This window comes from Ottowia caeni (assembly GCF_050821495.1).
GTDB classification, from domain to species: domain Bacteria; phylum Pseudomonadota; class Gammaproteobacteria; order Burkholderiales; family Burkholderiaceae_C; genus Ottowia; species Ottowia caeni.
On record NZ_CP151080.1, the window covers coordinates 1,592,501 to 1,607,050 of the forward strand.

Sequence of the window (14,550 nt, forward strand, 5' to 3'; positions counted from 1 at the left end):
CTATTTAGGTAGTGCCTCAAGTATTACCATCGGGGGTAGAGCACTGTTTTGGCTAGGGGGTCATGGCGACTTACCAAACCAAGGCAAACTCCGAATACCGATGAGTAGAGCTTGGGAGACAGAGCACCGGGTGCTAACGTCCGGACTCAAGAGGGAAACAACCCAGACCGCCAGCTAAGGTCCCTAAAACGGGCTAAGTGGGAAACGAAGTGAGAAGGCTAAAACAGTCAGGATGTTGGCTTAGAAGCAGCCACCATTTAAAGAAAGCGTAATAGCTCACTGATCGAGTCGTCTTGCGCGGAAGATGTAACGGGGCTAAGCCAGTTACCGAAGCTGCGGATGCACAGTTTACTGTGCGTGGTAGGAGAGCGTTCTGTAAGCCTGTGAAGGTGGTTTGAGAAGACTGCTGGAGGTATCAGAAGTGCGAATGCTGACATGAGTAGCGTTAAAGCGGGTGAAAAGCCCGCTCGCCGTAAGCGCAAGGTTTTCTACGCAACGTTCATCGGCGTAGAGTGAGTCGGCCCCTAAGGCGAGGCAGAGATGCGTAGCTGATGGGAAACAGGTCAATATTCCTGTACCGATGTATAGTGCGATGTGGGGACGGATTCTAATAGGTCATCCAGTGATTGGATTCTGGTTTAGGCAGATGTAGGCGACAGGTAGGCAAATCCGCTTGTCATATACCGAGGCTGCCGATCGAGTGGACTTGTCCATGAAGTGACTGAACGGGGTTCCAGGAAAAGCCACTAAGCTTCAGCTATACACGACCGTACCGCAAACCGACACTGGTGCGCGAGATGAGTATTCTAAGGCGCTTGAGAGAACTCAGGAGAAGGAACTCGGCAAATTGACACCGTAACTTCGGAAGAAGGTGTGCCCTTTTAGTGTGAGGTGAACAACTGAGCATGAACGGGTTGCAAAAAATTGGTGGCTGCGACTGTTTATTAAAAACACAGCACTCTGCAAACACGAAAGTGGACGTATAGGGTGTGACGCCTGCCCGGTGCTGGAAGATTAATTGATGGGGTGCAAGCTCTTGATCGAAGTCCCAGTAAACGGCGGCCGTAACTATAACGGTCCTAAGGTAGCGAAATTCCTTGTCGGGTAAGTTCCGACCTGCACGAATGGCGTAACGATGGCCACACTGTCTCCTCCTGAGACTCAGCGAAGTTGAAATGTTTGTGATGATGCAATCTCCCCGCGGAAAGACGGAAAGACCCCATGAACCTTTACTGTAGCTTTGTATTGGACTTTGAACAGATCTGTGTAGGATAGGTGGGAGGCTTTGAAGTGTGGTCGCTAGACTGCATGGAGCCAACGTTGAAATACCACCCTGGTGTGTTTGAGGTTCTAACCTGGGTCCCTTATCGGGATCGGGGACAGTGCATGGTAGGCAGTTTGACTGGGGCGGTCTCCTCCCAAAGCGTAACGGAGGAGTTCGAAGGTACGCTAGTTACGGTCGGACATCGTGACGATAGTGCAATGGCATAAGCGTGCTTAACTGCGAGACTGACAAGTCGAGCAGATGCGAAAGCAGGACATAGTGATCCGGTGGTTCTGAATGGAAGGGCCATCGCTCAACGGATAAAAGGTACTCTGGGGATAACAGGCTGATACCGCCCAAGAGTTCATATCGACGGCGGTGTTTGGCACCTCGATGTCGGCTCATCTCATCCTGGGGCTGTAGTCGGTCCCAAGGGTATGGCTGTTCGCCATTTAAAGAGGTACGTGAGCTGGGTTTAAAACGTCGTGAGACAGTTTGGTCCCTATCTTCCGTGGGCGCTGCAGATTTGAGAAAGCCTGCTCCTAGTACGAGAGGACCGGAGTGGACACACCGCTGGTGTACCTGTTGTCACGCCCGTGGCATCGCAGGGTAGCTAAGTGTGGAAGAGATAACCGCTGAAAGCATCTAAGCGGGAAACTCGTTTCAAGATAAGATCTGCCGGGGCCTTGAGCCCCCTGAAGAGTCGTTCTAGACCAGGACGTTGATAGGCTGGGTGTGGAAGCGCAGTAATGCGTTAAGCTAACCAGTACTAATTGCTCGTGCGGCTTGACCCTATAACTTTGATCAATCGATCAGACCAGTTATGCCAAGGGCGCAATCAAATCATCCAAGCTGATTCCAAACTCTATGAATTCGCCTTATTGACCACAAGTCAGTAAAGCAACCAGTTATGCCTGATGACCATAGCAAGGTGGTACCACTCCTTCCCATCCCGAACAGGACAGTGAAACGCCTTAGCGCCGATGATAGTGCGGATTCCCGTGTGAAAGTAGGTCATCGTCAGGCTATTACAGCAGCAATACCCCCAGTCATGAAAATGACTGGGGGTTTTGTATTTGGGACACGCAAAAAGGCATCAAGGGCCGCCCCACACGGCAGCTCAATCCACCTGAAAACCGTAATCTACGTTAGCGGACATCCAAGGGGATCAGGCTTTGAAGCCCTTTCGCACCTTTACTGGCTCACAATCGGACTACAATAGTAGGCTATGCCGCCGTAGTTCAATGGATAGAACGAGCGCCTCCTAAGCGCTAGATACAGGTTCGATTCCTGTCGGTGGTACCAAGAGATAATTTTTTTGAAGATCGATATGGTTCTTTAAAACCCGCGTGGCTTTCGGCATCGCGGGTTTTTTATTTTTCTGGTGCTGACCCGAAGCACATGATAGAAAAAATTGAACTGATCGGAGAACACAGCGCGTTCCCGAATCCAAAAGGGATCACGGCCCTAATCAAACGAAAGCGTAAAAATCAGATCCACCGCACTGCGCTCACCTGCTTGGCCGCGTAGCAGCCAGCGCCTGGAAAGCTCGTAATAGACAAACAATGCCCCCATGGCGCCGGCCAGGCTGTGCTCATAAGTGGCATATAGCTTGTCTGACAGGCGCTTGCCGAGCGTGACCGTGGCCCCAGTGGTGCCGGTGTTCGTGTCGCTGCCGCCGCTGAAGCTCAGCTCGTCAAGTCCAAAGCGCGACGCGACGCTGCGACCTTCTCGGCCGCCCATGATGGCGAGAGCTGCCTGTTGCAGCAGCGCAGATTCTGCGCCGCTTGACGGGGCTGCCCGCCCCAGCATCAGCCATGCCAGCTTCTCGGTGTCCGGCAGATCGGGCTGAGCATAAAGCCGTATGCGCGGCAACAATGCTGAGCCGGTGATTTGCACGCCCACTCGCTGGTCAGATTGGTAGTTGGGACGCAGCGCGAGGATGCTCAGGCTCGGGTTGGTTGCGGGGCCGTTGAAGCGGATTTCGCCGTTGTCGATATTGAGCTGCTGGCTGTACGCTCTGAAGGTGCCACCGATGGTGTTGATGGTGCCAGCCACGCGCGGCAAGTTGCCGATGGCGCCGCTGGTGGTCACTTGCAGTTGTCCGGCGAGTCGCGTGTTGATGCCCATGCCGCTGACGCGGAAGTCGTTGCCTAGGTCGATCTGAACATTGGCGTTGAGCGTGGCGCGGCCCGAGGTCTTGCCCGGTTCGGCAGGCGGTTTCTGTGCCGCCGCGCTGGTGGATGGGTTGGTAGTTCCAGCCTTGCCTGTGCCGCGCACCACGACGTCGCCGCCGAGGGAGGGCGCGGTTTCGTCGGGCAGGGTGATGCTCGCCTTATCCACTTGTAGCCGACCATTGAGGGTGGCCTCATTACCCGCCATGCCTGCCTGCAATTGACCGGACACAATGACGAGCCGGTCGGTGCGCATGCTCGCGTGCAGGCGATCTATGCTGGCATTCATGGTGGCCCGAACTTGGCCGTTCTGAATCGCCGCTTCGCCGGTGGCGCGCAGGCTGCCGCCTGACTTGTTCGGACCGCCGCCACGCAGTGTGAACTCGTCCACTATTAAGCGCTGGCCATCAAGGCGACCACGGAGGCGTCCACCGCTGAGCTCAATGCCGTCGACCACAGAACGCATGGCGAGATCATCGGCGCCGAGGGTCCCTGTCAGATGCGGTGATGAACGGGTGCCTGCAATGCGCACGTCGGCCGCCAACGAGCCCTTCATCCTCCAGCCAGGAGGTGCCAGTGTGGACCATGCAGAAATCCGCGGAAGCGCAGCTTTGACCTGACCAGAGATGGGGGCGCTTTCGGGCCAGCTCCAACTGGTCTCGCCGTCTGCTTGCTTCGTGGCGACGAGTTGAGAACGCAATTCGCCGGAGGCGGTGCCCAACTGTTCGGTGTTCCAGTTCAGACGCATTTCGACGGACTGCCCCTGGCTGCGCAGTTGCAGGCGTGCGTCTTTCAGCCCGGCTGCGATGCGGGTTCGGACACCGGTGTCGGCATCCTGAGTGGTCAACACGAGGTCACCACTGGTGCGCGCCAACTCGGCATCAATGCGCATGGTGTCGCCCAGTTGGGCGTTCCATTGTCCATTGAATACGACGTCTCCGGTCACGCCGGTGTCCGCCGATTTCGGATCGACGAACAATTCGGCCCAAGCCAGTGGCAGGCCGGTTATGCGTCCGCTGGTGCTGAGGGTGCCTGCGCGCCAAAGCACAGGTTGCCAGGCTATGGTCGCTTGTGAAGTGCTGACATCAGGGGTGGGGGCCGTGAGAATCAGTTCGCCGGCCCCGGCGCTGAACTGGCCGCCAGCCCCCGCACCGGGCGCTGGTGCCCAGGTGAATGGAACCGACGTTTTGCTTTGCAGTCGCCAAGGAGCATTCGCACGCCCGCCACTTAAATTGGCGTCAAACGCAGCAAGTTCAAGCTGCTGAAGCGCTCCTTGCCAACTGGAGGCTGCCAGCGTACTACCGACGCGAGTTCGACCGGCCTCTGCGATGGCTTTCCAGGTCAGTGTGCGCTCGCCTTGGGCGAGAGTCCCGCGAACTTCGAATTCGGCCTGAGCAAGTCGGCCGCTCAGGTTGAGCAGGGTGCTGCGCAGCTTGATCGGGGTTGCGGCTCTATCAGCAGTGTCTGAACGCCATTCGGCCGTGGGAATTTCCAGCCGCAGCTTGACGCTCGGGTCGGTCCAGCCGCCTTGCCAGCTGCCGATCACGTTTAACTGTCCAGTGGCGGACGCTTCGTCCAGCTCCGGGGGTACCCCAGGGAGCTTTTTTACCCAGTCGAAGGTTCTAGCCAGGTTGCTGACTTCGGCGCTCAGTGTGCCGCCTCCGGCACGCTCCGCGGCAGCGCCCTCGAGTTTGATGAGGGTGCCGGGGGCGCTCAACTGGAGTTGACCTTTTCCGGAAGGGCTGTCAGTTCGCACCTCCATGTTGGTTCCGGTCAGCTCGGCATCCGTGGCGCGCACATTCAGTTTGGCTATGCGCAGCAGGCCGTCTTGCCAGCGACCCTGCGCGGAGGCGCTTTGAAGCCGCAGGGCGGACAGGTCTCTGGCCAGCGCTTGTGCCGGGGTTTCCCCCGCGCTTTGGCTCGTTGGCTGGCGTTGAGCCCGCGCTTGCAAGTCGGCATCAAAATCAATAGCGGTGCCTTCGCCCGAAACAGTGGCTCGACCGTCGATGGGAAACGGTGCCAGTTGAGTGTGAAGCTTCCCGGGATCGATGCCTCTGAGGGCGGTCACCAGCTGCCAACTGCCAGAGTCGCTTCCGGCTTTGTCGCTGGTGGATAAGTTCGCTGAGGCTGGGGCCTTGTTGGGAGAAGACCAGGAACCAGTGGTTTCAAAAGTGCCGCCTGCCAGTTCGGCCTTGAGACTTTGCACGGTGGCAATGCCGCTTTGCCAAGTGGCCTGGGTGTCCAGACGGCTCAAAGGCAGTCGTCGCTGATCCCAGGGGCCGGGCAGGGCATTGACGATCTGGGCCTTGATTTGCCAGCCGTCGGTTTCGGCCTCGGCGGATGTGCTTGCAGAGCCAGGTTTGATCTCCAGGCGGCCGGTCAGGCGCGTCTGAGGGCCTTTAGGCCAGAAGGGGGCGACATCGAGATCGGCAAACTCTGCCTGAGCTTCCGGCAAGGGCTGGGCTGCCCAGGGCGTGATACGAGCGGTCGCGTCTGCACGCGCTGCCGGGGAGCCGCTTTGCGTCGCCTGCCCGCGCACCTGAGCTTCAGCGCGCATCTCGGTCAGTGGGCCATGTACGCGTGCGTTGACTGACAAAGGTACGCCCTGGTTGCCCTCGGGTGCGGGGCTGAGAAAATTGCCGGAGAGTCGGGCGTCAATGTCCGGCGCACCCTCCGCGCCCAGACGGACATCAGCCTGGTAGGAGCCTTTGGCGATGGTGGCGTTTTCCAGATGAAGCCGGTGGTCCGCGCCGTCGAACAGGTAGCGCCCCGTGACCTCGGTGGCGCTGAACACCGTTGGACTCACGATCTCGAGCTTGCCGGCAGTGAAGGCGTCGAGACTGACGCCGAGCGGCAGGCCCAGCGTTTCCGGGGGCCCGATGGGGGATCGTTAGAAGGTGGACGCTGATCGTCGATGCGAATGTGGCGCGCGCTCAGTTCGGTAAAGTGTAGTCGGCCACTCAGCAGAGTCAGTGGGTTCCAGGCATAGCGCGCGTCGTAAACATCTATGGTGAGGCCGCCTTGGTGCCAGCGCAAATGCTGGGCTTGGCCTCCTCGCCGCAGCGCGCCCTGCAGGCCTTCTATGCCCAGAGCGTCTGGTGGTAAATAGCGTTGCCCCCAACTTAGCACCTGAGTTAGTGAACCCTCCCTGCCGGCCCATTGCCACAAGGCTGCCAGACCGAGTGCCAGCACGAGCACTACGCCAACAAAGGCGTAGACAAAATACCGAAGCCATCGCCTTGAGCGCTTGGAATCGGGCGCTTGCGTCGCGGGTGGTGCTTCGGACTGCGCCGCAGCCGATGTCCGAAGTAGAGCCTCAGATGAAGTCTCAGTTGAAGACTTGGATGAAGACTTGGATGAAGTTGGTGTGGCTTCAGTCATCAGAATACGAAGCCTACTGAAAGGTGCAGGCGCACCCGTTTGGATTTCAGACCGTACGCTACGTCCACCTGCAGGGGACCGACGGGGGTTCTTACGCGCACGCCGGTTCCTATGCCGAAGCGTGGGCGCAGATCCTGCGGCTTGTCGGTCACGTCGCCAAAGTCAAGAAACACGGTGTGCTCCAGGCCGCTGGGCATGCCTTCACGCACGATAGGGCGCTGCCACTCAACGCTGCCCACCGCCATGTAGCGGCCGGGGCCGACGACATCGTCCGGATAATCGATACCGATGGCGCGATAGGCATAACCGCGGACGGTGGCATCGCCCCCGGTGCGGAACAAGAGGGTACTTGGAATGCGTGTGCTTCTACTGGCCACCACCGCACCACCTTCGGCGCGAAGAGACAGCCGTCCGCTGTTGGCACTTTCCCCCAGCGACACGATGCCCAGCCAGCGCGCTGTGGCGCGCAAGAAGGGTTTTCTGGTGCCTTCCAGCGTATAGCCGCCTCCCAGCTCGGCGCCGAGGCCGTAGCCGCGAGAAGGGAAGGGCAGGCTGTCAAAGTAGCGCCCTGTCCACACATAATTGGCCGACAACGCCGAGCCGTCGCCGGTACGCGCGTCGGTCAATACAGCGCCGTCGCGTTTGACGACGTCAGAGCGGTCGAGCTGTGCGTACAGATGCCGATCAAAGCGGTCGTCTGAGCGCGACCGGCCAAAGCGAAACTGCTGTGAAGTGGTGACGAGCTCGCCGTCGTCAAGCCGGTCCCATTTGGCCAGGGTGCCCCAGCGCCATCCGTTCTCAGCAGGAATGCCTTGCCAGTCAGTTTGCAGGTAGGAGTGCGTTTTTTCGATCTGCAGTTTGGTGACAGCGCGCCAGCCGATCCTGGGTACGCGGTTGTGACGATACTCCAGGGAAAGGCGAGGACCGCCGTCGGTGGAGAAACCTGCCCCCAGCACCAACTTTTGTAGTTTGGCCTCAGTGACCTGAACTTGAACGGGTACGGCCGCAGGATCGTCTTCCGGGTCTATAAAAATTGTGGCGGAGTCGTAGTAGCCGCTGGAAGTGAGTCGATACTGCGCGTCGTTGAGCTTGCGTTGGTCGTAGACGTCGCCCGGCGCCAATCGGGCCAGCCGTGGCACCAGCACAGGGTCGTAACGGCTCGTGCCGGAGACTTCCAGTTCGCCCAGCCGGTACAGCGGGCCGGAGTCGACCTGCAGGCCCAGGTGCGCCATGTTCGCAGCCGGATCGACATCAGCCATGCTGTAGCTGATCCTGCCGGCGGGGTAGCGGCGCGCCACCAGTCGACGCAGGGTTTCAGTCTTGGCACTGCTCCAGGCGTCTTGCGTGAACTGCTGGCCAGAGGGTAACCCCCAACCGGAGCGAATCTCGTCGCGCTGTGCCACGGCATCGGGGTCACTGGATTGACCGATATCTCCCTCAAAGTCAATCCCCACCTTGCCTATCAAGGTCGGCTCTCCGGGTTCGATATCGATGAAAATTTTGGGTGGCCCGCCTGTCGCCTCGGTGCGTTTGATCTGGATGCGCGGGCTGAAATACCCTTGAGTGCCCAGAAGTTCTCGAACGTTGCGCTCTGCCAATACCATCAGCCGCTCCAGTTCGGAGCCCTCAAGATCAGATATGGTTTGGTAGCGTTGCAGTTCGTTGTGCCGCTCAATCAGAGAGCGAACACTTTCAGGTGCCCGCACTTCGATCTCAAAAGCCTTGACCTCCGAGGGTTCTGCAGTGGAATCGATGTCAGCTTTGCGTGTCGCGTTGGGCGATGTCTCGGGTGCTGATGTGGCCGCTGCAGGTTGAGGTGCGGGAGCGAATTGTGCAGATGCAAGCTGAGGCAGTAAGCACGTGCCAAGACTCAGTGCGCCGGCACTGACCCATCGCCTAAAAGGCACTTCAAGTGAAAAGCTAAACCACATCAAGCAAGGAGTTTATGGAGTACGCGCATACTCAATGGTAACGGCCAGAATTCGTTGGCCCTGTCAGCTATTGTCGACAAGACCCATGTCCTCTGCAGTTTCTCTTCCGGGCTTCAATGCCCCCGCGGTTGGCTTCGAGCAGCCTTTCGAGATGCTGCAAGCATGCCACGAACGCGTTCAGCGCAGTTTGGGCTTGCTGGAGCGATTGGTGGAGCATGTGGACGCCAATGGTCATGATGCTTCCTCACGCTCCGCGGCATCGGATGTGCTGCGCTACTTTGACATCGCGGCGCCCCATCACCATGAAGATGAAGAGCAACACGTTTTCCCGGTGGTGGCTGCCGGAGGAGACGCCCGGATGCGCGAGACTGTGGCACAACTGCAGGCCGATCATGTGCGAATGAGCGCAGTTTGGGGGCAACTACGCCTGGTGCTTCTGACCTGGCGCGACGCCGACCCGGCGCCGCCCGTCTCGAACTCCGATCGCGCTTTGGTGCGAGACTTCATGCGGTGCTACGCGGATCACATTCCACTGGAAGAAACCTTGGTCTATCCGGCCGCTATTTCCGTTCTGGACGCGGATCGCCTTGTCAGCATGGGGACTGAAATGGCGTCCCGTCGGCGTTGAAGGCCACTAAGCGTGGAAGCAGTTACCGGGCTGAATCAAGCAGAGTGCTTCACAGATTAGCACTCAGTATTTGTTCGTGCGCGGCCATGAGGCGAGGAAGCGGGCGAAGGCGCTACTCCCTCCGGACAAGCAGGGCCTACTTCGACAGCATTCGCATGGCCTCTTCCAGCCCTTTCAGGGTCAGCGGAAACATGCGGTTTCCCATGAGTTGCTGAATGACGGCAATACTCTGGCGATACTGCCACACCCCTTGCGGCTCAGGGTTGATCCAGGCAAATTTGGGAAAGGCGTGGGTCAGGCGCTGAATCCATTCGGCGCCCGGTTCTTCGTTGTTGTATTCAACGCTGCCGCCGGGTTGGAGGATTTCGTAGGGACTCATGGTGGCGTCGCCCACAAAAATCAGCTTGTAGTCCTTGTTGTACTTGCGAATGATGTCCCAGGTGGGGAACTTCTCGGCGAAACGGCGCCGATTATTTTTCCACATGAAGTCATACACACAGTTGTGGAAGTAGTAAAACTCCAGGTGCTTAAACTCTGACTTCACCGCAGAAAATAGCTCTTCCACGCGCTGGATGTGCTCATCCATGGTGCCACCCACGTCCATCAGCAGAAGCACCTTCACGTTGTTGTGGCGCTCCGGTACCATTTTGATGTCGAGCCAGCCTGCATTTGCAGCGGTAGAACGTATGGTGTCAGGCAGATCCAGCTCCAGCTCATTACCCTCGCGCGCAAACTTGCGCAGGCGGCGCAACGCCACCTTGATGTTTCGCGTGCCCAGTTCCTGGCTGTCGTCATAGTCCTTGTAGGCACGCTGGTCCCAGACCTTGACAGCGCTCTTGTTGCCGCCTTTGCCACCGATTCGAATGCCTCGTGGGTTGTATCCCCCATGGCCAAAGGGGCTGGTGCCACCAGTGCCAATCCATTTGCTGCCGCCTTCGTGTCGCTCTTTCTGCTCTTCAAGACGTTTCTTGAGCGTCTCCATCAATTCGTCCCAGCCCATCTTCTCTATGGCGGCTTTTTCCTCAGGGCTCAATTCTTTCTCGAGCACCTGGCGCAGCCAGTCGGCCGGGATTTCCTTGGTGAAGTCAGTGACCTGCTCGACCCCTTTGAAGTAGGCAGCAAATGCACGGTCGAACTTGTCGTAATGCTTTTCGTCCTTGACCATGGCGGCCCGGGCGAGATAGTAGAAATCGTCGATCGAGCAGGCGTCAGGCTGCCGGGGGCCAACCACATCGGCCTGAAGGGCTTCCAGGAGGGTCAGAAATTCCTTGACCGAGACTGGTAGCTTGGCGGCGCGTAGGGCGTAGAAGAAATCGATCAGCATGGGTGAAGAACCTGAAACCGGAGTTTGCAGACATTATCGGCCCGAACGGTTTTTACGTTGGTGCGAAGGTGACAGGCGTGGTCTTGGCGCTCCGCCGAAGTTCTCAAACGTATCCGCCGTTCCCGGATCGCTGCGCGTGAAGGCCTTCTAATGGCCTCTGGCTGCGTGTTTTTACATCGGCTGACCGGCAAGGCGTGACTACCTTGTCATGAGCGGCGCCTCAATCCCCGTGCTCCGAAGCCGGCGGCCAGTAGCCCGAGGATGATCAAAGCCCATTCGCTCATGGTGGGAACCGGAGTGACCGCTGGCGCAACTGAGTCAACTGGCGTGACAGGCGCTGCGCTGGGGGTGGCACTCACAGTTGACGACGCTACGCCAGTGCCAATTGCATTCGAGGCGGCAACTGTGCAGTCGTAGGTCGTGCCGTTGGACAGCCCCGTTACCATGATCGGACTGAGCAAGCCGTTCGCAGTGATTGCTGCGCCACCGCCCTGCGGGACGCAGGAGGCCAGATAGCCGGTAATTGCGCTTCCACCGTCGCTGGCGGGCGCGCTGAAACTCACTGTGATCTGGGCATCGCCGGCAGTGGCCGTCACTCCGGTCGTGGCAGTGGGTGGGCTGGCTGCTGGGGTGCCGCCCACCAGAGTCAGGGCAACGGAGTTGATGGCGCCTGGGTCTGAGAACCAGTCGTCTATGGCAATCAGGGTCCACTCACCGTTGATCTGTGCGGTGTCGAGACCCGAGAAGGCGGCGAGCAGGTTGGTGGCTGCATCACTACCTTCGCCTGATGTTCGGTAGTTTCCCGCGGGTATGATGTGAGCGAAAGTACTATCCGCTGAGGCCGCTGCCCAAATGTTGCCGGCACCGACGAAATTCTCGTCTACAAACGTGTAGGTGCCGTTGTAATCGGACGAATCACCGGCGGGCCGGGGAGCAGGGCGACCTATCTCATGCACGAGATCAAAGGTGGTGCCGTTGGGGGATCTCAGCCGGAGGACAACATCCCCGGACCAAACATGCTGCAAATTGACGGCAACGGAGATGCCTGTGATCGGTCCGACGAAATCGCTGACGGTGATGGGTACTGAAATTCCCGCGCCATCTCCGTCCGGAATCACTGCCATGGGTCCTGGATAGGTGTAGGTTTCGGCATGCGCGAGAGAAGCCACCAACAGGGCAGTGGAGGCCGCCAAGGCCCTAACCATCTGCCGCATGCGACTGGCTATGAACTCGATCGGTCGCACGGTCTCAGGCTTCACGATTTGCATAATGCCACTCCCCCGAAATGGTTAGATTACGGGCGACCATACAGACGTAGTTTGGAGCAGGCTACATTTGTTGCAACCATTTACATCGGGCATCAGGGGAAAACTGCCAGCACCTCTTTTGCTTGGCTACCGCGTTAGGCTTGGTTTGTTGTCTTAAGTGTTGCATGCATCAAGCCATTTGCCCTGAATCGGTCGCGGCTATATTCGCCGGAGGGCCTTTCAAATGCCCGTGCAAGACACGGTGAGCTCAGCCTGGAAAGTGTGCACGACCTTCCGATCCGCGCCCTTGCCTTCGGTACGATCGAATTTGCCGACAAGTTTGAAACCTGTAGGGTAGAACGTGACGCCACGTTTACCAACGCCGAACTTGTAGTTCGTCTCGCCGATTTTGGCTGTGATGGTGGCTTGGCCCATTCCCTGTGAAGCGCCGGCGAGTATGGCAATGCCGTCCCCATCTACGTCACGAAGGGCCTCCGATCGACTAAGCGCTTCTGAGTTCACCTGAATCCAGTCCCAGGGTTTTTTGTCTGGGAAACAGGTTGCCTTCACGTCGATCTCGCGCCCGTCGAGAGATCCTTTGATGGTGCCTTTGACCCCGCTTGCCGAGGCCTGGCCTGCGGCGCACCCCAAGAAAACAACGATCATAGCGATGGGAAATTTCATTAGAAAGTCCTCCAGAGTTGGCCGCAAAACGAGGAATGCAATCGGCGAATTCTCAATCTAACACGATCACGATGCTGGTGAGAGCAGAGACTGCCAAAATTGGCAGTTGCTCGAAATCAGTGTGGAGTTCGCAAATAATTGGTACTGGCACCTTTGACGCGTTTTTCTTTGTTTGCCTCTTTGGGGAATGCCCTATACGATGTGCAGGGTCGGGGCTTGTGATTGCAGGCTCCAGGGGAGGCTCTGCATAAACCCTCGCGGTGCTGATTCGTTCGGCCTGCACGATGGGTGATGCAGGGGCTGACAAGGTGTTTTATGGACCCTCAAGCCGAGGACGATATGTCAGTACGCCTGTATGCCGCGCTATTTTTGGTCGTCGTTCCCGGTGTCTGCTCGGCTGCTGATCGCTGGACGTGCAAGACTATTGAGAATTTGCTGAAGGCTACAGACCGCGGTTTGGCGGATGTTGCCAGCGGACAGGCACGTAAGCGCCCTCCGACCGCAATTGCCACCTACGCGCGCGAGTCGATCAACATGGCCGAGAGGTTCTCGACCAGGAACCCACTCCCTAAGCATCTGGTCGGCGCATTGTCTGCAATGGCTGAGACTGCTTCCAGTCAAGCGTTGATGACGACTGCGGCGCCGGAGTTGTTGAGGCATGGGCTGGTCGTTCAGGCAGCAATGCCGCAGATTTGCCCTGCATCCGAAGTGCCCAACTTGACCCGACATGCGAGCTAGTGCGAGGCATGCCCTGAGAATCGCCTGCGTTTTCTCACTTTCTTGTCGGGCTGGCGATTGCACTCATCTTGGTCGTGAGGGGGATGCCTGATGGCTGGGTACGCGGATTTTTCTTTTACTGAGATTTGGGCGCGAATAGGTGGCGCGGCTGATTCTGTTCTGGCGAATTCGAGTCTTGCGCCGCGCGGAATCGTTGTCGATCTGCCGGATGAAGAACGTGATGCTCTTCAGAGTCTGGTGAGCCCCATGGTCGCCGACCTTGAGGCGCTTAGGCTTCAGACGCTTGAAACGGTCGACAAACGCGCTCGGTTGCTGGTGCCGCTGGCAGGTGGGGCAGCCTTTATCGCGCTGCTTCTGGGAGGCCAAGGTCTGGTGTCAGCTCTTATTTTTGGGGCTTTGGCAGCAGTTGCGGGCTGGTTTCTTGCCATGGGCAACCGTGCCAGCAAATACCAGGCCGCAGTGAAGAGCCGCATTGCGCCAGTAACGACGGGACTACTGGCGGGCTTTGATCACGCCGTGGAGCCTGAAACCGATCTTGCGCGTGTGCGCGACTGGCAACTGTTTCCGAAGTTGCAGTCTGCTCGAACGCTTGACCGCGTTGCGGGCGTCAAGAACGGGGTTGCAGTGCGCTTGTCAGAGATGCAGGTTGGCTATTCGTCATCTGCAAAGCTGGACACGATTGATCACACCCTGTCCTTTGCTGTCTTCGAGGTTCAGGTGGCCTCTGACGGAATTGGGGCAATTGCGCTGACCCCTGATGACGCACCGCCACGTTTGCTCGCTGAGCAAGCGAAGTCAGACGGGCTGCGCGCGACTCTCACAGGAGATGCAGACTTTGATCGGGTCTACAGGGTGCGAGTGAATCCACCAGATGCGTTGTCTGCTCTGACGCCTGATCTGCGTTCTGCCATTTTGGGTTTGGCGGTGGTGGCTCCAGCGGGCCGACCTTATGTGGTGCTTACGCCTGAATACCTTGTGGTGTTGTTTCCAACTCTGCACGCGGATCTGGCGTTTCATGTGCCGCCGTACTGGGTCCCAATTGATGCGCAAGCGCTCGTTGCCCAGTTCGCGTCTGATCTGGCGGTCAGAACCAAGCTCTTGAATGCTGTGCTTGATTTGTCATTTCCACGAGCGCGGGAATGACAAGAAGTGCCAAGTGCCGTTGGGGGAACGGTCTTG

At 58.3% G+C, this 14,550-nt stretch carries 9 protein-coding genes, 1 tRNA gene and 2 rRNA genes (1 of these 12 running past the window's edge); 6 read left to right on the forward strand and 6 right to left on the reverse strand.

Annotated features, from left to right (window positions below; translation table 11 throughout):
* From AAAK34_RS07725 to AAAK34_RS07735, 3 genes are all read left to right on the forward strand, one after another.
* Positions 1–2,058: ribosomal RNA gene (locus AAAK34_RS07725) — 23S ribosomal RNA — on the forward strand; it begins 819 nt to the left of the window's first position.
* Between the two features lie 119 nt (positions 2,059–2,177).
* Positions 2,178–2,290: ribosomal RNA gene (gene rrf / locus AAAK34_RS07730) — 5S ribosomal RNA — on the forward strand.
* 204 nt (positions 2,291–2,494) lie between these two features.
* Positions 2,495–2,569, forward strand: a tRNA-Arg gene (locus AAAK34_RS07735).
* 162 nt (positions 2,570–2,731) lie between these two features.
* On the opposite strand, the gene AAAK34_RS07740 is transcribed toward AAAK34_RS07735, so the two are convergent.
* From AAAK34_RS07740 to AAAK34_RS07750, 3 genes are read right to left on the reverse strand one after another with little or no spacing between them, the layout of a single operon-like run.
* A complete protein-coding gene (locus tag AAAK34_RS07740) occupies positions 2,732–6,244 on the reverse strand; it encodes a translocation/assembly module TamB domain-containing protein (protein WP_431777913.1) in 3,513 nt (1,170 codons plus the stop codon).
* On the reverse strand, positions 6,241–6,819 hold the full coding sequence (locus AAAK34_RS07745) for a hypothetical protein (protein WP_431777914.1): 579 nt from the start codon (positions 6,817–6,819) through the stop codon (positions 6,241–6,243). The genes AAAK34_RS07740 and AAAK34_RS07745 overlap by 4 nt, the downstream gene beginning before the upstream one ends.
* Positions 6,819–8,525 carry a BamA/TamA family outer membrane protein gene (locus AAAK34_RS07750; protein ID WP_231697237.1) on the reverse strand — a complete coding sequence of 569 codons (1,707 nt, stop codon included), beginning with the start codon at positions 8,523–8,525 and terminating at the stop codon, positions 6,819–6,821. The genes AAAK34_RS07745 and AAAK34_RS07750 overlap by 1 nt, the downstream gene beginning before the upstream one ends.
* Before the next feature lie 310 nt (positions 8,526–8,835).
* Between AAAK34_RS07750 and AAAK34_RS07755 the strand changes: the two genes are divergently transcribed.
* Entirely contained in the window at positions 8,836–9,378 is a 543-nt protein-coding gene (locus AAAK34_RS07755; protein ID WP_231697236.1) for a hemerythrin domain-containing protein, read from the forward strand.
* 136 nt (positions 9,379–9,514) lie between these two features.
* Here AAAK34_RS07755 and AAAK34_RS07760 read toward each other — a convergent pair whose 3' ends face one another.
* The 3 genes from AAAK34_RS07760 to AAAK34_RS07770 form a co-directional block, all read right to left on the reverse strand.
* Positions 9,515–10,702 carry a VWA domain-containing protein gene (locus tag AAAK34_RS07760; RefSeq protein ID WP_231697235.1) on the reverse strand — a complete coding sequence of 396 codons (1,188 nt, stop codon included), beginning with the start codon at positions 10,700–10,702 and terminating at the stop codon, positions 9,515–9,517.
* A gap of 206 nt (positions 10,703–10,908) precedes the next feature.
* Complete coding sequence (locus AAAK34_RS07765) at positions 10,909–11,970, reverse strand: IPTL-CTERM sorting domain-containing protein (protein ID WP_231697234.1); 1,062 nt, start codon at positions 11,968–11,970, stop codon at positions 10,909–10,911.
* 219 nt (positions 11,971–12,189) lie between these two features.
* Positions 12,190–12,633, reverse strand: coding sequence for a hypothetical protein (locus tag AAAK34_RS07770; protein WP_231697233.1), 444 nt, complete (start codon positions 12,631–12,633; stop codon positions 12,190–12,192).
* Between the two features lie 315 nt (positions 12,634–12,948).
* Between AAAK34_RS07770 and AAAK34_RS07775 the strand changes: the two genes are divergently transcribed.
* On the forward strand, positions 12,949–13,371 hold the full coding sequence (locus AAAK34_RS07775; protein ID WP_231697232.1) for a hypothetical protein: 423 nt from the start codon (positions 12,949–12,951) through the stop codon (positions 13,369–13,371).
* Positions 13,372–13,461: 90 nt separating this feature from the next.
* A complete protein-coding gene (locus tag AAAK34_RS07780) occupies positions 13,462–14,514 on the forward strand; it encodes a hypothetical protein (protein ID WP_231697231.1) in 1,053 nt (350 codons plus the stop codon).
* Positions 14,515–14,550 lie beyond the last annotated feature (36 nt).

Bases quoted from the DNA above. Each gene is read 5' to 3' on its own strand.
- AAAK34_RS07780 (WP_231697231.1), top strand. From the start codon at position 13,462: ATGGCTGGGTACGCGGATTTTTCTTTTACTGAGATTTGGGCGCGAATA.
- AAAK34_RS07755 (WP_231697236.1), top strand. From the start codon at position 8,836: ATGTCCTCTGCAGTTTCTCTTCCGGGCTTCAATGCCCCCGCGGTTGGC.
- AAAK34_RS07775 (WP_231697232.1), top strand. From the start codon at position 12,949: ATGGACCCTCAAGCCGAGGACGATATGTCAGTACGCCTGTATGCCGCG.
- AAAK34_RS07765 (WP_231697234.1), bottom strand. From the start codon at position 11,970: ATGCAAATCGTGAAGCCTGAGACCGTGCGACCGATCGAGTTCATAGCC.
- AAAK34_RS07745 (WP_431777914.1), bottom strand. From the start codon at position 6,819: ATGACTGAAGCCACACCAACTTCATCCAAGTCTTCATCCAAGTCTTCA.
- AAAK34_RS07760 (WP_231697235.1), bottom strand. From the start codon at position 10,702: ATGCTGATCGATTTCTTCTACGCCCTACGCGCCGCCAAGCTACCAGTC.
- AAAK34_RS07770 (WP_231697233.1), bottom strand. From the start codon at position 12,633: ATGAAATTTCCCATCGCTATGATCGTTGTTTTCTTGGGGTGCGCCGCA.